This is a genomic window from Janthinobacterium foliorum (genome assembly GCF_978021625.1).
This window is the reverse complement of sequence record NZ_CDXDQE010000006.1, coordinates 59,474-78,941: the sequence shown is the minus strand read 5'-3', so window position 1 is coordinate 78,941 and position 19,468 is coordinate 59,474. Positions and strand designations below refer to the sequence as shown.

Sequence of the window (19,468 nt, the reverse complement as noted above, 5' to 3'; positions counted from 1 at the left end):
ATGCAAGATATCAATATCGGCCTGATCGGCGCCGGCTACATGGGCAAGGCCCACACCATCGCCTACAAGGCCGTGCGCAGCATTTTTCCCACGGCCCGCAACCCCGTGTGCGCCTGCATCGCCACCAGCAGCGCGGAAGGCGCGGCCCGCAGCGCGCGGGAACTGGGCTGGAACAGGTCCACGGGCGACTGGCGCGCGCTGGTCAACGACCCCGCCATCGACGCCATCATCGTCGCCACGCCGCCGGCCACGCACAGGGACATCGTGCTGGCCGCGCTGGCCCTGGGCAAGCCCGTGTTCTGCGAAAAGCCGCTGGGCATGACGGCCGGGGAATCGCTGCAGCTGGCGCAGGCGGCGGAAAAGGCGGGCGTGGCCAACATGGTCGGCTATAACTACATCCGCACGCCGGCCAGCCAGCTGGCGCGGCAGATCATCGCATCGGGCGAAATCGGCGAGATCATCCACGTCGCCGCCGAGCACGTGGAAGACTATCTGCACGACCCGCGCGCGCCGGCGTCGTGGCGCACGCGGGAAGCCACGGCAACGCGTGCCGGCGCGCTGGCCGACGTCGGCTCGCATCTGATCAACCTGGCCCTGCGCCTGGGGGGCCCGATCGATGCGCTGGTGGCCGACATGAACACCGTGCATGCGCGGCGCGACGGCCCGCAAGGCATGGAAGCGGTGGAAAATGACGACCAGGGCAACCTGATGCTGCGCTTTGCCAGCGGCGCGCTGGGCGCGCTGACCTTCAGCCGCGTGGCCGCGGGGCGCAAGATGGGCTACACCTACCGCATCACGGGGACGAAAGGCGCGCTTGCCTTCGACCAGGAAGAGCAGAATGCCCTGTGGCTGTACGACGCGGGCCGGCCGGCGCAGCGCCAGGGTTTCCAGCGCATCCTGATGGGGCCGGCCCACCCCGACTACCTGGCATTTTCCCAGGGTGCGGGGCACGGCACGGGCTACAATGAGCAGATCGTCATCGAGGCGCGCGACTTCCTGCACGCCATCGCCAGCGGCGAACCGGTCTGGCCCACCTTCCGCGATGGCTACGAAGTGGACAAGGTGATCGCCGCCGCGCTGCGCTCCATGCAGGAGCGCAGCTGGATTGCACTGCGCTGACGACAGGGTCGCCTAGTACCCCAGCCCGTAGCCGAACTTGTACAGCGGATGCGCCGTGTCATACGGCACGTCCGATTTCTGTGCCTGCACTTCGGCCATCGACGAGGGCAGCTCGAACGGCAGCTTGCCTTGCGGCTTGGCCTTGCCCGTCAGGACATCGAACAGCGCGCCGTCGCTGACGCCGAAGTTGGCGAGAATCGCGCTGGCCTTGTCCTGCACGTTGCCGAGGATGGCCGGCCGGTCCAGGTAGACGGTGACCACCGTCTTCGGCGCGAATGTCGCCGCGTTCTTGATCGCCTCGTAGTCGGCGTCGCCATCGACATAGTTCAGGCGCCCTTCATGCTGCATGCTGCCGAAGATGTAGTTCGGGTGCAGTATCTCGAAAGGCGCGGCCACGCGCAGCAGGGCCACGTCCGCTTCCTGCGGCGTGGCCACCACCGTGTAGCCATACTGCTTCGCCACGGCGGCGTCAATGCCGTACAGGTAGACTTTCTTGACGCTGGCCGCCAGCGGCAGGACCTTGTCCTTGTTTTCCAGCAGGACCAGCGAGCGGCGCTGCGCCTCCAGACCCGCCTCGACGAACTCCGCCTTGCCCACCGTGGCCGCCGCCTTGGCCGCATCGACGAACGGGTGCTCGAACAGGCCCTGCTTGAATTTCTGTACCAGGATGCGCCGCGCCGAGGCGTTGATGCGCGCTTCCGTCAGCTGGCCGCGCTGCACGGCCTGCGTCAGGTACGGCGCTTCCGTCACGCCGCCAAACTGGTCCATCCCCGCCGTGACGGCCTTCACATAGCGCTCGGCCTTGGTGGCGTCTTCCATGCCCCACGGCGTGCCGAAGCCGATGAACGACGGCGCCACGCCCGGCGGCGTGCCGTTGCGGCAGTTGGCGTCGCAGTCGGACGTGATGCCCCAGTCCGACAAAATCACGCCCTCGAAGCCGTATTTTCCGCGCAGCAGATCCGTCAGCATGGTCTTGCTGAAGCCGGCCGCCACCTGTTCCAGGGTGATGCCATCGATGGTGATATTGCCGTCCGGCAGCGCATACGTGGGCATGACGGAAGCCGCCCTGGCCGTGAACGCCCCTTCGAACGGTTTTACGTGATACGCAAAATTATTGCCCGGGTAGGTCATGTAGCGGCCATAGTAATTGTGGCCGTCGAAGCCTTCCTTCGTCGCGCCGTAGCCCACCCAGTGCTTGACGACGGCCACCACGCTGCCGTCATGCAGGCCCGTGTTGCCGTCCTGGAAGCCCTCGATATAGTGCTGCACCATGCGCCTGGCCAGGTCCGCATCTTCGCCAAAGGTGCCGTTGATGCGCGACCAGCGCGGCTCGGTGGCCAGGTCGGCCTGCGGCGACAGGGCCTGCGTGATGCCGACGGCCAGGTATTCCTGGCGCGCGATGTCGCCGAAGCGGCGCACCAGCGCATCGTCGCCGATGGCCGCCAGGCCCAGGGTTTCCGGCCATTGCGAAAAACCCTTGGTGCCGGCGCTGGCGCCCACCGTGTACTGGAAATGGTGGCGCGGATCCGTGCTGATGGAAACGGGGATGCCATGGCGCGACGTTTCGCTCAGGGCCTGCAGCTTGTTGTACTGCGCCGCCATGTTGGCCGTGTCGCCCGCCATGCGCGTGATGAAGGTGTTGACGTACTGCCTGACGATCAGGTCCTGCAGGGCCGTCAGGTCATACGCGCCGCCGAGGCCGATGCCGGACGGGTCTGACAGGGTGGGCGCCGTGCCGTGCATCATCAGGCCGGCCTTTTCATCGAGGGTCATGCGCGCCAGCAGGTCGTCGGCGCGCGCCTCGGCGGACAGGCGCCAGTCCTCGTACGGGTCGATCTTGCCGTTGCGGTTCATGTCCTTGAAGGTATAGCCATCGACCTTGACCAGATTGAAGGTGGTGGCGCCAAACACGGGCTGCGCGTATTCCTCGCTGACGGTGTCGTTGCCGCAGGCGGCCAGGGCAAGCGTGGCGACGCAGCCGGCAACCACGCGGGCCATCGGTTTCATTGTGCAATTCATCATTATCTCCAAGACTGTTTTTGTAGGTATCCGGGCGGTATCAGGACCGGCCCGAAAACAATATAGCGTGGGAATGCGTGAGTTTCTTGACTGCGCAGCACGCGTTTTGTACCTGCGAAAACAATTTTTGGTTAGATGGCACGACAACCAACAATCTCCTACAAAGTGCTAATATTTGTGAAAAATTACTACAACAAGCAGGAGACACCCTTGCACAAATCCGATACGCGCACGGTTTCGAACCGGGTCGCGCAGCAATGCGCGCGCGCCATGCAGGCCGATGGCCACGATCCCGCCGACTTTTTCCGCCACACGGGCATCACGCCGGCGCAGCTGGACGAACCGGGCGGGCGCATCAACGCCGAGCGGCACCGCCGCATGACGGCCTACGCGCAGCAGCTGGCGCCGCACCGGGGCATCCTCGACCTCGACGTGACGCACTGGTTCGCGCATTTTTCCGCCATCGCCCACGTCTGCTTCAACCGCCCCACTTTGCGCGGTGCGCTGCACGAGCTGCTGCACTTGCGGGGCCTGATCGGTGAATTCGATTTCATGCTGATGAGTGAAAGCGGCACGCGCATCGAGATCGAATACCTGTCCGAGTTCTGCCTGGCGGGCGGCGCCATGCAGGCGCTGGCCAATTTCCGCATGCTGTCGCTGGTCACGCGCGCCTACGATACGGGCGCGCCGACGGCCTTCCGCGCCGCTTTCCGCGGCAAGGCGCCGTGGTTCGCACCAGCCATGTCGGAATGTTTTGGCGCAGCCGCCACGTTTGGCCAGGCGCGCAATACCCTGACCTTCGACGCGCCGGGGCTGGACCTGCCCTTCGCCCAGTTCAACGCCATGCTGGCGCCGCACGCGCTGCGCCACGCGCAGGGGCAATTGCAAAAGCTGCAGGGAGCGCAGCTGTTTTCGGCCCGCGTGGAGCAAGCCATCATCGATTTGCTGGGCCGCCAGGCGGACGCGGACGGCGCCTCGCTGCTGCCGGCCCTGTGCGATGGCCTGGCGATGAACCGCTGGACCCTGCAGCGCCAGCTGCAGCAGGAGCAAACTTCGTTCCGCGCGCTGGAGCTGCGCGCCAAGAGCCGCGAATCGCGCCGCCTGCTGCGCGAAACGAGCATGAGCGTGGCGGAAATCGGCGACCGCCTGGGCTTTTCCTCGCAAAGCGCGTTCACCCGCTTCTTCAAGACCCAGTTCGAGCTGCCGCCCGCGCGCTACCGGCACGACATGCAAGGCAATTAACAGAAGTGGCACATGCCCGCCATCACGCCATGCCGATGGCGGCCGCGCCGTCGTTGTGCATGCGGCCGATGGCGCCGTAGAGCGCCGTAGACGTCCGCGCGCCTGGACAGATGAGTGGTCAGGCGCATGGTGGCCAGGGAGGAATCGCTGGCGCCGCGCCGCACGGGCAGCCGGGCGGCCTGTCCATCGAGCGCCGACGCCTGGGCCCGTGGCGCGTCGTCGCCGAGATAAAGCCCATCGCCACGGCAGCGTGCCGCTGCGCGCTGCGCATGCAGGAGCACGCAGCGTTCCGCATCCTGCCCCTGCCGGTGCAGCTGCCCGGTTTTTCAGTCAAGCAGCACTGGCGCGCGCGCGACCACGAGGATGCGTCGAACCGCTGCCGCGCCAGACGATGGCGCAGCTGTCCGGGACAGGCGGTGGCGAGGCATTGCTTATTGAGTAACTTTTCCCCATACTCGCACACCCGACCTTTTCATCACCTTCGAACATGACCATCAGCCTGCGCGCCGTCACGGCCGACAATTTCGACATCCTCAGCGAACTCCCCCTGCTGCCACAGCAACGCGACTATCTGGCCAGCAACGACTATTCCATCGCGCAAGCCAGCTTTTACCCCGCCACCATGCATACGCGCGCCGTGTATTGCGATGAGGAGGTGATCGGTTTCCTGATGTTCGTCTCGCCCGACGACGACGACGACCCGCCCGGCCACTACCGGATCTGGCGCTTCATGGTCGACCACCGGCGCCAGGGGCAGGGACATGGCCGGGCCGCCCTGGGCCTGGCGCTGGCGGAAATCCGCGCACGGCCGGATGCGCGCAGCATCGAAATTTGCTACAAGCCCGGCAATGCCAATGCCAAGAAATTCTATGCCAGCATGGGTTTCGTGGAAACGGGCATGGATGCGGAGGGCTGTGACATGCTGGCCGTCATCGACCCAGCTTAATCGCCCGCGGGCAGCTGCTCCCCTGCCCTGGCATCGAACGCCAGCCGCGCCGCATCGATGGCGTCGCGGTGGCCATACGCCCAGGCGCCCAGCGCGCTGATGGGAATCAGCAGGGAACGGCCCAGGTCCGTCAGCGCATAGTCGACGCGCGGCGGCACGGTGGCAAACACGGTGCGCGTGACGAGGCCGTCGCGCTCCAGGCCGCGCAGGGTCAGGGTCAGCATGCGCTGCGAAATGCCGCCGATCACGCGGCGCATTTCGTTGAAGCGCTTGGTGCCGTTGCCAAGCAACATCACCACCATCACGCTCCATTTGTCGCCCACACGGGTGAGAATGTCCGTGATCGGGCGGCAGGAGTCCGCCACGCCCGCATGGCCGCCCTGGTCGCGCATGCGCCGCTCCAGCTCGGCCCCGCGCGCGGCCACGTCGTCCATGGTTACCTCCGTGTGCCCCAGTGTGGAAAAAGTGCCTTCTTGTGCGTTCATTTTATAGTCACTATATTAGCCTCGGTAACAAATCCATACCGTGATAAATCATACCACCCAACGAGGCTACCATGAACATCCTGCACATCGATTCGAGCGTTCTCGGCGAACATTCCATCAGCCGCCAACTGACTGCCGCCATCGCTGCCCGCCTGCAAGCGGCCGCGCCGGGCGCCACCGTCCACTACCGCGACCTGGCCGCGCAGCCGCTGCCGCAATTCACGGCCGCCCCCAGCGATGCCGATGGCGCCGCCCTGGGCGCGGCACTGGCGCAAGTGCTGGCCGCCGACGTCATCGTCATCGGCGCGCCCATGTACAACTTCGCCATTCCCAGCCAGCTGAAATCCTGGCTCGACGCGCTGGCCGTCCCGGGCAAGACGTTCCAATATGGCGCGAACGGGCCGGAGGGCTTGCTGGGCGCCAAGCGCGTGATCATCGCCTCGACGCGCGGCGGCTACTATGGCGCCGACACGCCGATGGCCGCGCTGGAGCACCAGGAAAGCCATCTGCGCAGCTTCCTCGGTTTCCTGGGCATCACGCAGATCGAGATCGTGCGCGCCGAAGGCGTCAAGGTCAGCGACGCCGCCAGGGCGCAAGCCTTGCGCGCCGCGTTCGAGCAGATCGGCGCGCTGCAGGCGGCATAACGGCCCGCCAATTGTCTGGCTGCGCCGGAAAGTGTTTCAGCGCAGCCAGACTGTGAGTGTCCGGCAAGAAAGGGCAAACTGCGCTAAGCTGCACCCGCCCCCTACTTCACAAGGACCACCATGACCCTGACCGTCGTCGCCACCATCGATGCCCAACCTCAACATATCGACGCCGTGCGCGCCGCCCTGGAAGCCGTCGTGCCGCCCAGCCGCGCGGAAAGCGCCTGCCTGCGCTACGAGCTGCATGTCGACAACAAGACGCCCACGCGCTTCGTCATGCTGGAAGAATGGGCCGACAAGGCCGCCCTGACGGCGCACGAAGCGACGCTCCACTTCCTGGCCCTGGTCGCCGCCACGGACGGCAAGGTCGCCGGGATCGACGTGGCGGAATTGAGCAAGCTGAAGTAACGGCCACGGGCGCGTTCAATCGCGCGATCCCCCAAGAAAGTTGCCACTTATAATATGGCAACTTTTTTTTGATGGCCATCATGACACTATTTTCCAAGCTAGCCGGCGCTGCTGCGGCCGCCACCTTTGCCCTCTGCACCGGCGCCCGGGCGCAGGCGCCCATGTCCACGCTGGTGGGCGACTACAACCTCGCCTCCTCGGCAACCGTGCCGGCCAGCAGCTGGGGCTATTCCAAGGGACGCATTTCGATCAAGGCACTCGACGACAAGCATCTGCTGATCGTCCTGTCGTGCGAATGGAAGCGCGAACCGAAGGCCGTCTGCGGCGATTATTTCTATGCCCAGCAGCGCGACGACGGCCTGTACCTGCAGGACATGAATACCTTCGCCATGCGCCTGTACTTCGATCCCGCCGCGCGCAAGCTCACCATCATTTCGCGCGGCGCCGACGCCAAGGCCAGCGTGCGCCACGACATCTTCAGCGCCACGACCGCGCCGCTCGCCGATCCGGCATTGATCCGGCGCATGAAACGCGAACAGTCGAATGCCGACAGCAAGGAAAACCGGCGCGTGTTCGGCCCCTACACCAAGTGGGCCTACCAGGAAAACCGCATCGAATTCCAGCGCCAGGACTTGACGGCGCCGTGATGTCGCGCCTGATCCATCCCATGCGCCGCCAGCTGCTGCGCCTGCTCGGCACCGTGCTGTGCTCACCCATGCTGGTGCACGCGGCCGACCGCTCGCTGTCCGGCGCCGTGCGCCGGCGCATCCTGGCCACGCTCGACGCACCGCTGCCCAAGGTGCTCGATGTGCAGCATCTGGCGCTGATACGGCTTTTCAACATCGGCTGGTCGCCCGTGGAAAGCGGCGCGCCCATGCTCAATCCGGCGTATCCGCTGGGCAAGGGCGACACCGTGGCGCTGGCCATGCAGGCCATTGCCAGCAAGGATGCGCCCCTGGCCGCGCAGCGCCTGATGGAAGCGGCGCAGCTGCTGCCCCATTTCGTGCAGATGGCAAATGTGAAACCGGGCAGCCATGCCATCGGCACGACGCCATTCACCTTGACCACGCGGCATCTGATACTGCTGCGCCAGCAGTCGTGGCTGCCACTGGAAATGCTGGGCATGGGCGCGGCCGAGGACTACCTGGCCGAAGGCTGTTGGCCCACGCCATCCGTGGATGGCAAGCGGCCGTATGGCAATTTTACGAATTACACCGTGGAAATGGCACAGGCGCTGGGCCTGCCCGTGCACCGCCAGGCCGACGGCAGCCTCGTGGTCACACCCGCGCTGCGCACGGAGCTGGAAGCGCTGCACCAGCAGACCATGCCCGCGCTGCAAGTATTCGTGCGGCAGGCGGGGTTGCTGCGCAATACGGGGTGACGCCGGGCTGGCCGGCTATGGCTGGGCTGCCGCCGGGCGTATCAGCACCTCGGCCGGAATACCCAGTTCCTGATGCAGGCGGCGGATCATCGGCAAGGTCAGCTGGCGCGTGCCCTTGAGGATTTCGTAGACGCGGTTCAGGCGGCCGATCATCGGCTCCAGATCCCTGGGCGTCAGCGACTTTTGCTCCATGCTGAATTTGATCGCATCGACGGGGTCTGGAAACTCCATGACAAAGTGGCGTGTTTCATAGGCATCGACGAGGGTGGCCAGCACATCCAGGCGGTCTCCCTCCGGCGTGCCAAGCTGTGCGGACATCAGGGACTCGACTTCCCGCAACGCGGCACGGTAGTCGTCTTCCGTGCGGATGGGCTTGATGTGCATCATATGTCCCTAGATTGTCTGTGCGTCGATGGCATCATATTGCCGGTGTGTCCCGACAAATTTGATGTACAAGATGCCATACGGATAGTTGATCGATGCGACAAGCCGATAGTTGTTACCGCCAATATTGAACACCACCCGCCCCTCTTTCAAGATGCTCGCCGTGGCAAAGTCCGCCTTCAACGCTGCGGGGCCGGACCACGACGCCCTGAGCACGTGGCCATACCACGACAATAACGGCGCCTTCGAATCTGCGTGGATTGCTTGCTCATAGAATGCAATCAATGTCGGCTTGGCCAGGATGCGCTTGCATTGACGTTAGTCCCATTTTGGGACTAACATCAATCTTGGCATCCCGCCCTCCGACAATCGGGCCGGCGTAGCGGCACTTAACCTTGCGGCACCGGCTGCGGATTCGGCGCAGGCGCAGGCACCGGTGCGGGCTCCGCCTCCGGTACCGCCTTGCCATGCGCTTCCTGCCCATCGGCCGCTTCGGCCGGCATGGCCAGCGGCGCCGGCGGCGCGCCTTCCGGCAGCAGGTCGCCCGGCTCTTCCACGGGTTCATCCTGCGGTTCTTCCACCGGTTCCACGTGGCGCAGCGGTGGCGGCGGCTTGCCGCCGGGGAAGATGGCGTCGCGCGCGAGCTTGCCCGTATCGAGCGCCGTCTTGAAGAAGTCGCCCACCACCAGCACGGCATTATGCCCGCCCTGGCCCCAGTAGTTGCTGCGCATGGTGACGCGCGCGTCGTTGAAGCCCACCCAGGCGCCGCCCACCAGTTCCGGATGCATCAGGATAAACCAGCCGTCCGCATTGTTTTGCGTCGTGCCGCTCTTGCCGGCCACGTCGGAGCGGATGCCGAAGCGGCTGCGGATGGCCGTGCCCGTGCCGCGGTCGATGACGCCGCGCATCATGTCCGTCAGGGTCGCAGCCGATGTTGCCTGCATGGCGCGCTGCGGCTTGTCGTCGCCGAAGCGAGCGATGATCTTGCCTTCGCGGTCAGTGATGTGCGTGACGACGAACGGCAGGCGCGCCTCGCCCTGCGCCGCGATGCTGGCGTAGGCGTTGACCATTTCCAATAAGGTGACGGGGCTGGTGCCCAGCGCCAGCGACGGCACTTTTTCCAGCTTGCTGTCGCGGATGCCCAGCGCGCGCGCCAGCTTGATGATCGGCGGCAAGCCGACGTCCTGCATCACCTGCGCCGTGATGGTGTTCTTTGAATACACGAGGCCGTCGCGCATGGTCATGTCGCGCCCCGTCGTGCCGCTCATGTCGGTGGGGCGCCATTTGGTGCCGTCGGCCGCCTTGATATCCATCACGGCATCGCGGTAGACGTGGTCGGGACTGAGGCCCTTTTCCAGCGCCGCGCCATACACGATGGGCTTGAAGGTCGAGCCGGGCTGGCGCGCCGCCTGCGAGACGTGGTCGAATTGCTCGCGCGCAAAGTCGCGGCTGCCCACCCAGGCGCGCACGGCGCCCGTGGCCGGGTCCATGGCCGCAAAGCCCGCTTCCAGGCGCGTCTTCGACTTGCGCAGGGCCGCCATGAAGACGCGGTCGCCTTTCAATTTTTCCAGTGCTTCATCGGGGGTGCTGCCGGCCGCCGTCAGCTTGCGGTAGTCGCCCGATTCACGCACGAAAGCGTCGAGCAAGCCCGGATGCGATTTCCAGAAGTAATCAAATGCCACGCTGCCCGCCTGCATGCCCGCGTACATGCCCGTCGAGGTGGACGACGGCACGCCGGCGCGGCTCCATTCCACGTCGGCGATGGCTTGCAAGGCATTCGCCTGGCGCTCGACGGCGCGCTCGGCCGCCTGCTGCAAATCGTGGTCCAAGGTGGTATGCACGATCAAGCCGTCGCGTTCCAGGTTGTAGTCGTTTTCATCGGCCCAGTCGATCAGCCATTTGCGCACATAGGCCGTGAAGTGGCTGTCCGACTGTACCCGCTCGCTCTGGCGCTCGAAATGCAGGCGCAGCGGCCGCTTCACCAGCTGCTTGTAGCGCGCCTCGTCGATGACGTCGTGCTTGCGCATCTGTCCCAGCACCACATTGCGGCGCTGCAAGGAGCGCTCCGGATTGCCGACGGGGTTGTAGTAATTCGTGCCCTTGAGCATGCCCACCAGGGTGGCGCTTTCCAGAATATCGAGACGCGAGGCGGGCTTGTCGAAATACGTGCGGGCCGCCATCTCGATGCCGTACGTGTTGTACAGGAAAGGCACCGTGTTCAGGTAGGCTTCCAGGATTTCCGTCTTGCTGTAGGTGGCCTCGATCTTCAGGGCCGTGATGAGTTCCTTCAGCTTGCGGTTCAGGTTGCGCGAGCGCCCGATTTCCTCAGGAAACATATTGCGCGCCAGCTGCTGCGTGATGGTGGAGCCGCCCTGGGCATTGCCCTGCAGGCTGTGCACGATGGCGCCGGCCGTGCGCGTGAAGTCGATGCCGTGGTGCTCATAGAAGCGGTGGTCTTCCGTCGAGATCAGCGCGCTGATGACGTTCGGCGAAATCTGCTGCAAGGTGACGCGCTCCTGCAAGCCCTGGTCGAAGCGCACCAGTTCCTTGCCGTCCGCGCTGACCATGGTGCTGGGCGCGGCGGCCCGCGCCTGGCGCAAGTCATGGATGCTGGGCGTCAAGGGAATCAGCAGCAGCATGTAGAGGATCACCAGCGCCAGCAGGGCCAGGAAAGACCACAGCCCCAGCACCAGCGCGCGCCGCACGGGCGGCAAGGTCATCAAGTGCGCATGGCCGCGCCGGTACAGCGCCACCGTTCTTGCCCACACCACGCCCGCCGCGCGGACGGCTTGCGTACGCGCCACTGCCAGCGCCTGCCGTGTTTTTTCCTGAAACTGCTCCATGCCTGATGCCATGCTTGTAACCTTGTCTGATGCCGGATGATCCGTTTCAGCAAGTATATAGGGCTGTCACTCAGGTGGCGGAAAATTTACCGGGGGAATCTGTATTCACTTGGCGCTAAACCAGGGACCACAACGAGGCGAAAAAGCCGCGGTAAAAACGCCGAGACAATTCCTTGGAGAAGACTGCATTGAGCTCATTGAAAAACAAGCGATGCTGTTGCTGCATGTTCGACTCCGCCAGTGCTTGTTCGGTCTGCAGCTTCGCCAAATCATCGTAGTTGACTATCTTCAATGCTCCGGCCGCCGCTTGAGGATCGCCGGACAGCATCGCCGCATACAGCATCTGCGGGTCTCCCACGTCTCTGAGTCTGGCCCGGCTGGCTTCCAACGGCGCTTGCAGCGCCGTTATTGCCGAGGAATTTTTCCGCGCCATTACTTTATAGTCATCGGACAAATTAAGGACAAGTGCAAGATTGTCATATAGCGAACTCAGATCAGCATAACAGTTGCGCGCTTTGCGTCCATTTTCATGGATATTATCGAGTGACTTGCTATAAGTATCTATCGTGCTTTTAAACACGATCACGGCATGCTGAGACATGCCATTTTTTATTACATCATCAAAGTTAAAATTTTTGTGCAACAGCTGGGCGGTGCCAGCATTCGTACTGACCGCATCCAGAAAATCCGTATGTATGCGGTCGCATTCGCTATGCTTCATTTTGGCCAACTTGTAATCCGATTCATAAATCATTTTTGTAATATCGGACCGCTGCGAAAAAATTCCAAGCACGGCGGGAAAAACAAGAGAGACAATCAATACAATCAAAAGATTATCTCGCATCCATTTCAGTACAATGTATACGTTACTCATATTCATATCTATCTCATTCCTTATAAAATCATCAGTCCACGCATTAAAGAAGCGAACTTTGACATGGAAATTGAAATAGATATTGATATACATCAACATATGACCTTGCCGATGTGCAGATACGTTGGCAATGCATGGGCAAAGGAAGCGATTGCCGTGTAAGCCGAACCCGCCGTCGTTCTAAGCAGCGAGAGGCTGTCCAGACGATGAATAGCTGGCCTGACTCCTTTCATACCATCTCATGCCTGGCACAACTTCGCGCCAATAATCCAGAAGTAATAGGGATGCCGGCAGCGGCCGTTTGCCACTGCCTGGCAACCTGCCACAGATATGCTCAGGGCATTGACTACCGCACATCAGGTCGCGCTGCCAGCACGCCCGGCTCCCCTGCCGCCATCTATCAGCCTCGGCAAGCATCCAGTCGCGCCAATGTCACGCCGACATACGCGCCCACGCAGCGCGCGTCGCGCGTATGAAACGCGTCTTCCACCCGCAGCAGGCCGCAGTCGCAGACGACCGGATCGACGCTGACCACCTGACCCAGCGCCAGGTAGCGCCAGCCGTCGAGGCGGCGCAAGCCTTTTTCTGCACCGGGATTGGCGCTGAAGATGGCGTCCCAGTCATCGACCTCGCTGGCCATGGGCCACAGCTGGGCCTGGAATTGCGCACCGGCGGCCAGCTGCGAACCGCCGAACTCGTCCATGACGTGCAGGCGCTGGCCCGCCACCTCGATGACGGCTTCCAGATACTCGCCTTGCGTGGCGATGAAGGTTGCCGTGACGGCTGGCTGCGTCATTTCTGCGCCTGCTCCAGCAGCGCCGGCAATTCCTTCAGCATGGCTGCGCGCGTGCGGATGCCGGCCGATTGCTCGCCCTTCTGCTCGTCCTGCACCAGGCGCGCGAAGACAATCGACTTTTCCCCCTTGCTGGCCCAGCCCACGAACCAGCCGTAGCCGTGCGCTTCATCGAAGCTGCCATCGGTCTTGCGCGGGTAGGCCGCGCCCGTCTTGCCGTGCACTTGCCAGCCGTCCACGTCCGCCAGGCGCGTCAGCCGGCGCGTCTGTTCCATCGCCTGTTTACTCACTGGTAACTGATTATTCACCAGCTTGCGCAAGAAGCCTACTTGTTCCAGCGGTGAAATCTTCAGCGACGAGCTGATCCAGGATCGCTCCAGGCTGTTGTCCTTGCCCGCGTCGCCCAACACGTCGGCGTTACCGTAGCGCAAAGCCTTGGCGTACTTCTGGAAGCGCTCGGCGCCCAGCGCCTGGGTGATCTGCTGCGAATACCAGACGACGGAATACTGCATCCAGCGCGACGGGTCCGTGTCCTGGCGCCACTCTTCGCCGCCCCAGTCCACATAGCCCTGGCGGTAAGGCAGGACAGGCTTGTGCTCATCCTTGAGGAAACCCGCGTCATAGCCCATCAGGCTGAGGGCGATCTTGAAAGTGGACGCGGGTGTCACGCGGTGGATGCAGTTGCCTTCCTGCAGCAAAACCGTGCCTGTCCTGGCGTCGGCCATGGCGGTGCAAATGGTGGCGGCCTGGACCGGCGCAGTGCCCAGGAAGGCAGACAGTGCCGCCAGAGAAATCAGTCGCAGAGGTGGAATAGGCATGGGTTCTCATCTATAAAGTCGGTCGCCAGGCCTGGACACGGCGCGCGGCGCCATGCCCGGCACGCCCGGGCGCCAGATTGGAATCGCAAGAATTATAAGCGCTTGCGGCAGCGAAAAAACACCCGTGCGCAAGATATGGCAGGAGAGGCCCGCCAGGATGTCAAAAATGAAATATATACTATACAATAATTTTCTTTATTGATAATATCAGGCCATGAAAATCGCCATTTGCGCCCTGCTGTTCTCGCTGGCAAGCTCCTCGGCATGCGCCGCTGGCGACGCCTTGCCACCCGACTCGGTCGCGCAGCGCGCCCACCCGCGTTCGGCCTACCACATGCGGGAAAAGGGCAATCGCCACCTCAACATAAGCCTCACGGGCGTCGAACAGGCCAGCATGGAGCTGGTACTGATGGGCACCATCGACGTGGGCATGGCGCAGGCCGTCAAGGACTATACCGAGCGCTATCCCATACGGGCCGTCGTCGTCGACTCCTATGGCGGCAATATCGACAGCGCCATGGACATCGCCGCCATCCTGCGCGCGAAGAAACTGGACCTGATCGTCGACGGGCGCTGCCTGTCCGCCTGCGCCAACTACCTGTTTCCCGCCGCCGCGCGCAAGACCGTGCTGCCCGGCTCAGTCGTCGGCATCCACAACCTCCGCGTCACCTATCAGGACAAGGGCGCCGTCGCCGTGGTGCCGTCCACCGATGCGGCCCAGCTGTTCCAAAGCAGGGGCGACATGGGCAGCCTTGAGCAATTCGAGCGCACGCAGCGCCGCGAACAGGCGTTTTACCGCGACATGGGCATGCGGCAGGATAACTACCAGGCCTACCTGCGCTACCTGGCCAACCGCAAGGCCAATTTCGGTACAGAAACGATTGCGCGCAAGGAGGGCACGCACGACGGCTGCCCACCCGTCGAGATGTGGGCGCTGGACCGTGCGCAACTGGAGGCGATGGGCGTGCAAGGCATCGGCGAGTTCTGGTTTCCCGTGACGGACAGCGAAAAGCAGGAACTGGCGCTCGACCTGGCGTTTTCACCCACCTTTCTGTACTTCGGCAGCGCCAAGGGCATGGCCCAGCTGTGCAGCACGCCGCCCACCTATCTTTCAAGGCTGGGACGGCGTTTTATGGATGCGTACGCTGGCTTGCGGCGGTGGAGCCAGCCGCACTAGCGGCGGCTTGCCGGCGGAAGCGGCAGGATGTCATCCTTGAGCCGCTCCTCTTCCAGCTCATCCATGCCAAGCTTCTCTTCATCGATCAGCGCATGCTCGCGCCGTTCGCGCTCCAGTTCCTGCTCCAGTGTGCCGTCCATGGCGTCCTGCTCGATTTTCTCCGGCATGCCGTTCTCCTCCAGAATGATGATTAAAAAGCGCCGGCCTGCGCCACGGCGTCGTGCGGATGCAGGCTTTCCATATGCCGCACGGAAACGCCAGCCTGCGCGTAGCGTGGCGCCAGCGCCGCCTGCACGCGGCGGGCCGCATCTTCCACGTACATCAGGTTAGCACCATTGAGGCGCGCGAAGGCCTGTTCGTCGGCGCGTTTCACGGCCGTCTGCAGCGGCGTGGCCAGCGCCGCCTCGACCAGGTCGATCAGGGGAAACAGGTCCAGCTCCGCTGTGTCATCGAGAGACAGGGTGACGCTGGCCGTGCTGCGCTGGCTGTGCGGCGTGGCCAGGCTGGCGTGTTCCAGCAGCCAGTCGCGCGCGGCGGCGGCGTCGATGCTGCCCGCGCCAAACCGCGCCGCGAAGCCATCGGCCAACAGTTGCCGCGCCAGCGCCGCCGAGCAGGGACACGTCGAGGAGTAGCCCACTTCCAGCGTGAGGGAAAGCGAAAAGCCTTGCGGCGCCAGCGCGGCGTGCAGGCGCACGGGATACGATTTCCAGCCTGCCAGGCCGGCCGTCAGCAACGCTGGCTGGCGCCGCAGCAACGGAAAGGACAGCGCCAGGCGCGCCTGCGTGCTGGCGCAATCGGCATGGCTGGCCACCATGCGCCGCAGCAGGGCAGCCAGCTCGGCCGCATCGAGCGGCCCGCCGGCGGCAAATGCATCGAGCAGCATATACAGGCGCGACATGTGGATGCCCTTCACTCGCGGATCGGGCAAATCCACGTGCACGTCCGCCCAGGCATGGACCTGCTGCGCCTGGCCACCCTCTTCCAGCCACAAAGGCAGGGCGATGCCCTGCATGCCCACCCATTCCAGGGGCAAGAGACTGCCGGCATTGCCGCTGCTGGCGACATCGGGCAAGGGAACTGCATGGTCATCGCGTTTCATGAAAATTCATCCTGGATATGCAAGCGAATTGCATATGATGCAGACATTTCCCCATATTTGCAAGATAGTTGCATTTAAAACGATACGCACGGTGCGCGCCCGCACGGAAAATACCTGTGTCATGGCGCTATCTTGCAGTTCGCCCTCACACAAGGAGACGCATCATGCCCATCCTGAACGCCATCGCCAGCCTCGCCGTGCGCGACTTGCACGCGGCAAGCGCCTGGTACGCCACCCTGCTGGACAAGCAAGCCGACTCGCGGCCCATGCCGGGAGTCGCCGAATGGAAATTTGACCGCGGTGGCTGGCTGCAGCTGTACCAGCAACCCGAGCGCGCCGGCGGCGGTTCCGCGACCCTGGCCGTCGATGACATCGATGCGCTGGCCACGCATTTGCAGCAGCTGAACGTGGCGCATGGCGCGCTGACGACAACGGCGCAGGTGCGCACCATCATGCTGACCGACCCGGACGGCAACCACATCGCCTTTGCCCAGGCACTCGATCGCGCCATGGCGCGCTAGCACCCGCAAGCGCCCCCCTCTTGCGCGCATATTTTGCTTGACTCGCTGTCATGTGTCAGATAATGTTGACACATGACAGATTCAAACACTCCACCGACCGGAGACCGCTTGCTGGCCATGCTGGCGGCGCTCGACAACCCGCACCGGCTGCGCATCGTCGCCGCGCTGGCGACGGGCGGGCGCAACTACATCAGCCAGCTGGCGCGCGACCTGGGCATCAGCCGTCCGCTGCTGCACCTGCACCTGCAAAAGCTGGAAAGCGCGGGCCTGGTCAGCAGCCAGCTGGAACTGTCGCACGACGGCAAGGCGCTCAATTATTTTGAAGCCAGCCCGTTTCACCTGCTGCTGACGCCGGCCAGCATCGCCGCGGCCGCGTCGTCGCTTACCCCCAACCCTGAATAACCGAGGCCATCATGACCGAAAATGCATTTTTCGCGGCGTTCTTCTTTAGCTGCACCGCCGCCGTCCTCATCTTCGCATTCAAATATGCATCCGGCGTGGCGCAAGCCCGCGCGCGGCTGGCGCAGGACAGCGCCTACCAGGAACTGGCCCAGTCCCTGGCCGCCTCGCAGGCGGAAACGGCGGCCGCCCTGGCGGCGCTGAGCGCCTCGCTGGCGCAGATCGAAACGCGCATGGGCGGCCTGGAAAAGATCCTCAAGGAAGTCGAGTAGTTGCCCCATTGCCCCCACCCAGGAGACCTGACCATGAACACGAATACCGTATCGACCGCCCGTTTGTATGCGCTGCGCGCCATGTATCTGCTTGTCGTCGTGGGACTGGGCAGCGTGCTGTGGCCCGGCATTATCATGCCGCACCAGCCTTGGGGCTTGATGCAGGGCACCGTCAACTGCATGCTGGCCGCATTCTCGCTGCTATGCCTGCTGGGCCTGCGCTACCCGCTGCAGATGCTGCCCGTGCTGCTGTGGGAAGCGCTGTGGAAGACCCTCTGGCTGCTGCTGGTGCCGCTGCCGCAATGGCTCAATGGCCAGCTCGACCCGGCCACCGCGGCCACCGCATTTGAATGCTCGCTCGTGGTGCTGGTGTACCTGGCCATTCCCTGGCGCCACGTGTATGCGCAGTATGTCCTGAAGCCGGGTACGCCATGGCGCCGGGCCAGCCATGGGCCGGCGCATGAAACGCCGGCGGTTTGAGACCACGCCGCGCTAGCCGGCCTGGCGGAAAGTCAGGTTGATGCGCTGCGCGCCCAGCAGCGCATGCTCGCCCTCTTTCAGCGGCGCCACGCCGTGAAAGCGCAGCCGGTCCACGCCGCCCCACACCACCACGTCGCCATGCAGCAGGGGAATGCGCGCCGCCTTGTCGGCCCGCGTGGCGCCGCCGAATAAAAAGGTGGCGGGCAAACCCAGCGAGACGGAGACGATGGGCGCGGTGAAATCGCGCTCGTCGCGGTCCTGGTGCAAGGCCATGCGCGCGCCCGGCACGTAGCGGTTGACCAGGCAGGCATCGGGCACGAAGCGCGCATAGCCGGCGGCCAGCGCCGCCGCTTGCGCCAGGCGCAGGAACACGGCCGGCATTAGCGGCCAGGGCTGGCCGGTGGCGGGGTCCAGCGCTGCGTAGCGGTAGCCGCGCCGGTCCGTCACCCAGCCAAGCTGCCCGCAACTGCTCATGGCCACCGACATCGGCAAGCCGCCTGGCGTGAGCATGTGGCGCAGCGGCGCGGCGCGCGCGATGTCGTCCAGCGCCGGCAGCAGCGCGCCCACCTGCGGCAAGGCGAAGCCGCGCAGCAGCATCGACGCGGTCGTGCCCGGCACCAGCGGCGCGGGGGCGGCTGGCTCCAGGTCTTCATCGGCAAACAGGGACAGGTTCATGCCGCGTATTTTAGCCGCGCGGCAGAAAAAGCGCGCGCAGGTCCCCGGGTGCGCTACAGTAGCGCTTCCAGCCACTCTTGCCTTTTATACCGATGGATCACTACGCCGATTTGCTGCAAACCCTGGCGCAGCAGGAAGAATCCCTGCAGTTCGACCGCTTCGACAACGATACCGCGCTGGCCGTGGGCCTGTGGATCGTCGAGGAAGTGCGCAAGCGGGGCAAGGCCGTCACCGTCAACATCACGCGCAACGGCCAGGTCCTGTTCCACCACGCCATGACGGGCGCCACGCCGGACCAGGCGGACTGGATCCGCCGCAAGAACAACACGGTGCAGCGCTTCTGCCGCAGCTCCTATTACATGGGCATTTCCTACAAGAGCCGCGGCAGCAGCTTCGAGGACGTGAAATATCTCGACGACGTCGAATACGCGGGCCACGGCGGCGCCTTCCCCCTGCTGATCCGCGGCGTGGGCATGGTCGGCACCGTCAGCGTGTCGGGCCTGGCGCAGGCTGACGACCACGCGCTGGTGGTTGCCGCGCTGCAGACGCAGCTGGACGCGCACTGACCCCGGCGCTGCCCCATGCGGGCAGGAACCCTGGGCTGCCAGCGCTTTGCGCAGGGCGGCGCGCGCCAGCGGGCGCGTGGAATCGCGCGCGGGCAGCGGCGAATTGGCGTCGCTGATGGTCAGCGGGATTTCCGCGCAGCCCGGGATGACGGCATCGCGGCCCTGCTGGCGCAAACCGCCGATGACGGCCTGAAAGCGCCGGACGCTTTCAGGCTTGACCACGCCGGCACCAGTTCTTCCATGATGATGCGGTTGATGTCGCCGCGCGCTGCCTCGCCAGGGCGCACGCAGGCGATGCCGATATGTCGCGTCATGCCGCTGCG

General features: G+C 64.2%; 25 protein-coding genes. 13 read left to right on the top strand and 12 right to left on the bottom strand.

The window, feature by feature from the left end; all coding sequences use genetic code 11:
• Positions 1–1,119 (top strand): Gfo/Idh/MocA family protein, encoded by a 1,119-nt coding sequence (locus ACZ92H_RS14400; protein WP_465049886.1) that lies wholly within the window; start codon positions 1–3, stop codon positions 1,117–1,119.
• Between the two features lie 12 nt (positions 1,120–1,131).
• Here ACZ92H_RS14400 and ACZ92H_RS14395 read toward each other — a convergent pair whose 3' ends face one another.
• Positions 1,132–3,126 carry a glycoside hydrolase family 3 protein gene (locus ACZ92H_RS14395; RefSeq protein WP_465049885.1) on the bottom strand — a complete coding sequence of 665 codons (1,995 nt, stop codon included), beginning with the start codon at positions 3,124–3,126 and terminating at the stop codon, positions 1,132–1,134.
• Between the two features lie 222 nt (positions 3,127–3,348).
• Between ACZ92H_RS14395 and ACZ92H_RS14390 the strand changes: the two genes are divergently transcribed.
• Entirely contained in the window at positions 3,349–4,380 is a 1,032-nt protein-coding gene (locus ACZ92H_RS14390) for a helix-turn-helix transcriptional regulator (RefSeq protein ID WP_465049884.1), read from the top strand.
• A 487-nt stretch (positions 4,381–4,867) separates the two neighbouring features.
• Positions 4,868–5,326: a GNAT family N-acetyltransferase gene (locus tag ACZ92H_RS14385; RefSeq protein ID WP_465049883.1), complete on the top strand. Its 459-nt coding sequence runs from the start codon at positions 4,868–4,870 to the stop codon at positions 5,324–5,326.
• Here the strand turns inward: ACZ92H_RS14385 and ACZ92H_RS14380 are convergent.
• Positions 5,323–5,718: a winged helix-turn-helix transcriptional regulator gene (locus ACZ92H_RS14380; RefSeq protein ID WP_465050057.1), complete on the bottom strand. Its 396-nt coding sequence runs from the start codon at positions 5,716–5,718 to the stop codon at positions 5,323–5,325. The genes ACZ92H_RS14385 and ACZ92H_RS14380 overlap by 4 nt on opposite strands.
• Positions 5,719–5,882: 164 nt before the next feature.
• On the opposite strand from ACZ92H_RS14380, the gene ACZ92H_RS14375 reads away from it, so the two are divergent.
• The 4 genes from ACZ92H_RS14375 to ACZ92H_RS14360 all read left to right on the top strand — a co-directional run bounded on the left by ACZ92H_RS14375 (position 5,883) and on the right by ACZ92H_RS14360 (position 8,244).
• The gene (locus tag ACZ92H_RS14375; protein WP_465049882.1) at positions 5,883–6,455 is read left to right on the top strand and encodes an FMN-dependent NADH-azoreductase; all 573 of its coding nucleotides are present in this window, start codon (positions 5,883–5,885) and stop codon (positions 6,453–6,455) included.
• 120 nt (positions 6,456–6,575) lie between these two features.
• Positions 6,576–6,863 carry a putative quinol monooxygenase gene (locus tag ACZ92H_RS14370; RefSeq protein WP_465049881.1) on the top strand — a complete coding sequence of 96 codons (288 nt, stop codon included), beginning with the start codon at positions 6,576–6,578 and terminating at the stop codon, positions 6,861–6,863.
• Positions 6,864–6,943: 80 nt separating this feature from the next.
• The gene (locus ACZ92H_RS14365; RefSeq protein ID WP_465049880.1) at positions 6,944–7,510 is read left to right on the top strand and encodes a hypothetical protein; all 567 of its coding nucleotides are present in this window, start codon (positions 6,944–6,946) and stop codon (positions 7,508–7,510) included.
• Positions 7,510–8,244 (top strand): hypothetical protein, encoded by a 735-nt coding sequence (locus tag ACZ92H_RS14360; RefSeq protein WP_465049879.1) that lies wholly within the window; start codon positions 7,510–7,512, stop codon positions 8,242–8,244. The genes ACZ92H_RS14365 and ACZ92H_RS14360 overlap by 1 nt, the downstream gene beginning before the upstream one ends.
• A gap of 15 nt (positions 8,245–8,259) precedes the next feature.
• On the opposite strand, the gene ACZ92H_RS14355 is transcribed toward ACZ92H_RS14360, so the two are convergent.
• From ACZ92H_RS14355 to blaOXA, 6 genes are all read right to left on the bottom strand, one after another.
• On the bottom strand, positions 8,260–8,628 hold the full coding sequence (locus ACZ92H_RS14355) for a helix-turn-helix domain-containing protein (RefSeq protein ID WP_465050056.1): 369 nt from the start codon (positions 8,626–8,628) through the stop codon (positions 8,260–8,262).
• Positions 8,629–8,637: 9 nt separating this feature from the next.
• Complete coding sequence (locus ACZ92H_RS14350; protein ID WP_465050055.1) at positions 8,638–8,862, bottom strand: type II toxin-antitoxin system HigB family toxin; 225 nt, start codon at positions 8,860–8,862, stop codon at positions 8,638–8,640.
• Between the two features lie 155 nt (positions 8,863–9,017).
• Positions 9,018–11,483 (bottom strand): penicillin-binding protein 1A, encoded by a 2,466-nt coding sequence (locus ACZ92H_RS14345; RefSeq protein ID WP_465049878.1) that lies wholly within the window; start codon positions 11,481–11,483, stop codon positions 9,018–9,020.
• A 103-nt stretch (positions 11,484–11,586) separates the two neighbouring features.
• Positions 11,587–12,351 (bottom strand): hypothetical protein, encoded by a 765-nt coding sequence (locus ACZ92H_RS14340; protein ID WP_465052360.1) that lies wholly within the window; start codon positions 12,349–12,351, stop codon positions 11,587–11,589.
• A gap of 394 nt (positions 12,352–12,745) precedes the next feature.
• Positions 12,746–13,141 (bottom strand): hypothetical protein, encoded by a 396-nt coding sequence (locus ACZ92H_RS14335; protein WP_131368913.1) that lies wholly within the window; start codon positions 13,139–13,141, stop codon positions 12,746–12,748.
• A complete protein-coding gene (blaOXA, locus tag ACZ92H_RS14330) occupies positions 13,138–13,956 on the bottom strand; it encodes a class D beta-lactamase (RefSeq protein WP_465049876.1) in 819 nt (272 codons plus the stop codon). Before blaOXA ends, ACZ92H_RS14335 begins: the two co-directional genes overlap by 4 nt.
• A 214-nt stretch (positions 13,957–14,170) precedes the next feature.
• On the opposite strand from blaOXA, the gene ACZ92H_RS14325 reads away from it, so the two are divergent.
• On the top strand, positions 14,171–15,133 hold the full coding sequence (locus tag ACZ92H_RS14325) for a hypothetical protein (RefSeq protein ID WP_465049875.1): 963 nt from the start codon (positions 14,171–14,173) through the stop codon (positions 15,131–15,133).
• On the opposite strand, the gene ACZ92H_RS14320 is transcribed toward ACZ92H_RS14325, so the two are convergent.
• Entirely contained in the window at positions 15,130–15,300 is a 171-nt protein-coding gene (locus ACZ92H_RS14320) for a hypothetical protein (RefSeq protein ID WP_465049874.1), read from the bottom strand. The genes ACZ92H_RS14325 and ACZ92H_RS14320 overlap by 4 nt on opposite strands.
• Positions 15,301–15,323: 23 nt before the next feature.
• Positions 15,324–16,232, bottom strand: a complete 909-nt coding sequence (folE2, locus tag ACZ92H_RS14315) for a GTP cyclohydrolase FolE2 (RefSeq protein ID WP_465049873.1) — start codon at positions 16,230–16,232, stop codon at positions 15,324–15,326.
• A gap of 164 nt (positions 16,233–16,396) precedes the next feature.
• On the opposite strand from folE2, the gene ACZ92H_RS14310 reads away from it, so the two are divergent.
• From ACZ92H_RS14310 to ACZ92H_RS14295, 4 genes are all read left to right on the top strand, one after another.
• On the top strand, positions 16,397–16,753 hold the full coding sequence (locus ACZ92H_RS14310; RefSeq protein ID WP_465049872.1) for a VOC family protein: 357 nt from the start codon (positions 16,397–16,399) through the stop codon (positions 16,751–16,753).
• Positions 16,754–16,825: 72 nt separating this feature from the next.
• A complete protein-coding gene (locus ACZ92H_RS14305; protein ID WP_131368908.1) occupies positions 16,826–17,155 on the top strand; it encodes an ArsR/SmtB family transcription factor in 330 nt (109 codons plus the stop codon).
• Positions 17,156–17,166: 11 nt separating this feature from the next.
• Positions 17,167–17,424, top strand: coding sequence for a hypothetical protein (locus tag ACZ92H_RS14300; RefSeq protein ID WP_131368907.1), 258 nt, complete (start codon positions 17,167–17,169; stop codon positions 17,422–17,424).
• A 33-nt stretch (positions 17,425–17,457) separates the two neighbouring features.
• Positions 17,458–17,904 (top strand): hypothetical protein, encoded by a 447-nt coding sequence (locus ACZ92H_RS14295; protein WP_465049871.1) that lies wholly within the window; start codon positions 17,458–17,460, stop codon positions 17,902–17,904.
• 12 nt (positions 17,905–17,916) lie between these two features.
• Here ACZ92H_RS14295 and alkB read toward each other — a convergent pair whose 3' ends face one another.
• Positions 17,917–18,579: a DNA oxidative demethylase AlkB gene (gene alkB, locus ACZ92H_RS14290; protein WP_465049870.1), complete on the bottom strand. Its 663-nt coding sequence runs from the start codon at positions 18,577–18,579 to the stop codon at positions 17,917–17,919.
• 92 nt (positions 18,580–18,671) lie between these two features.
• Here alkB and ACZ92H_RS14285 point away from each other — a divergent pair, with 92 nt between their 5' ends.
• A complete protein-coding gene (locus tag ACZ92H_RS14285) occupies positions 18,672–19,145 on the top strand; it encodes a heme-degrading domain-containing protein (RefSeq protein ID WP_465049869.1) in 474 nt (157 codons plus the stop codon).
• A 119-nt stretch (positions 19,146–19,264) separates the two neighbouring features.
• Here the strand turns inward: ACZ92H_RS14285 and ACZ92H_RS14280 are convergent, their stop codons facing one another.
• Positions 19,265–19,459, bottom strand: a complete 195-nt coding sequence (locus tag ACZ92H_RS14280) for a hypothetical protein (protein ID WP_465049868.1) — start codon at positions 19,457–19,459, stop codon at positions 19,265–19,267.
• Between the last annotated feature and the right edge of the window lie 9 nt (positions 19,460–19,468).

Excerpts from the sequence above, each read along its gene's own strand:
- ACZ92H_RS14400 (WP_465049886.1), top strand. The coding sequence starts at position 1 with ATGCAAGATATCAATATCGGCCTGATCGGCGCCGGCTACATGGGCAAG.
- ACZ92H_RS14395 (WP_465049885.1), bottom strand. The coding sequence starts at position 3,126 with ATGAAACCGATGGCCCGCGTGGTTGCCGGCTGCGTCGCCACGCTTGCC.
- ACZ92H_RS14385 (WP_465049883.1), top strand. The coding sequence starts at position 4,868 with ATGACCATCAGCCTGCGCGCCGTCACGGCCGACAATTTCGACATCCTC.
- ACZ92H_RS14380 (WP_465050057.1), bottom strand. The coding sequence starts at position 5,718 with ATGCGCGACCAGGGCGGCCATGCGGGCGTGGCGGACTCCTGCCGCCCG.
- ACZ92H_RS14375 (WP_465049882.1), top strand. The coding sequence starts at position 5,883 with ATGAACATCCTGCACATCGATTCGAGCGTTCTCGGCGAACATTCCATC.
- ACZ92H_RS14370 (WP_465049881.1), top strand. The coding sequence starts at position 6,576 with ATGACCCTGACCGTCGTCGCCACCATCGATGCCCAACCTCAACATATC.
- ACZ92H_RS14365 (WP_465049880.1), top strand. The coding sequence starts at position 6,944 with ATGACACTATTTTCCAAGCTAGCCGGCGCTGCTGCGGCCGCCACCTTT.
- ACZ92H_RS14360 (WP_465049879.1), top strand. The coding sequence starts at position 7,510 with ATGTCGCGCCTGATCCATCCCATGCGCCGCCAGCTGCTGCGCCTGCTC.
- ACZ92H_RS14355 (WP_465050056.1), bottom strand. The coding sequence starts at position 8,628 with ATGCACATCAAGCCCATCCGCACGGAAGACGACTACCGTGCCGCGTTG.
- ACZ92H_RS14345 (WP_465049878.1), bottom strand. The coding sequence starts at position 11,483 with ATGGCATCAGGCATGGAGCAGTTTCAGGAAAAAACACGGCAGGCGCTG.
- ACZ92H_RS14340 (WP_465052360.1), bottom strand. The coding sequence starts at position 12,351 with ATGAATATGAGTAACGTATACATTGTACTGAAATGGATGCGAGATAAT.
- ACZ92H_RS14335 (WP_131368913.1), bottom strand. The coding sequence starts at position 13,141 with ATGACGCAGCCAGCCGTCACGGCAACCTTCATCGCCACGCAAGGCGAG.
- blaOXA (WP_465049876.1), bottom strand. The coding sequence starts at position 13,956 with ATGCCTATTCCACCTCTGCGACTGATTTCTCTGGCGGCACTGTCTGCC.
- ACZ92H_RS14325 (WP_465049875.1), top strand. The coding sequence starts at position 14,171 with ATGAAAATCGCCATTTGCGCCCTGCTGTTCTCGCTGGCAAGCTCCTCG.
- ACZ92H_RS14320 (WP_465049874.1), bottom strand. The coding sequence starts at position 15,300 with ATGCCGGAGAAAATCGAGCAGGACGCCATGGACGGCACACTGGAGCAG.
- folE2 (WP_465049873.1), bottom strand. The coding sequence starts at position 16,232 with ATGAAACGCGATGACCATGCAGTTCCCTTGCCCGATGTCGCCAGCAGC.
- ACZ92H_RS14310 (WP_465049872.1), top strand. The coding sequence starts at position 16,397 with ATGCCCATCCTGAACGCCATCGCCAGCCTCGCCGTGCGCGACTTGCAC.
- ACZ92H_RS14305 (WP_131368908.1), top strand. The coding sequence starts at position 16,826 with ATGACAGATTCAAACACTCCACCGACCGGAGACCGCTTGCTGGCCATG.
- ACZ92H_RS14300 (WP_131368907.1), top strand. The coding sequence starts at position 17,167 with ATGACCGAAAATGCATTTTTCGCGGCGTTCTTCTTTAGCTGCACCGCC.
- ACZ92H_RS14295 (WP_465049871.1), top strand. The coding sequence starts at position 17,458 with ATGAACACGAATACCGTATCGACCGCCCGTTTGTATGCGCTGCGCGCC.
- alkB (WP_465049870.1), bottom strand. The coding sequence starts at position 18,579 with ATGAACCTGTCCCTGTTTGCCGATGAAGACCTGGAGCCAGCCGCCCCC.
- ACZ92H_RS14285 (WP_465049869.1), top strand. The coding sequence starts at position 18,672 with ATGGATCACTACGCCGATTTGCTGCAAACCCTGGCGCAGCAGGAAGAA.
- ACZ92H_RS14280 (WP_465049868.1), bottom strand. The coding sequence starts at position 19,459 with ATGACGCGACATATCGGCATCGCCTGCGTGCGCCCTGGCGAGGCAGCG.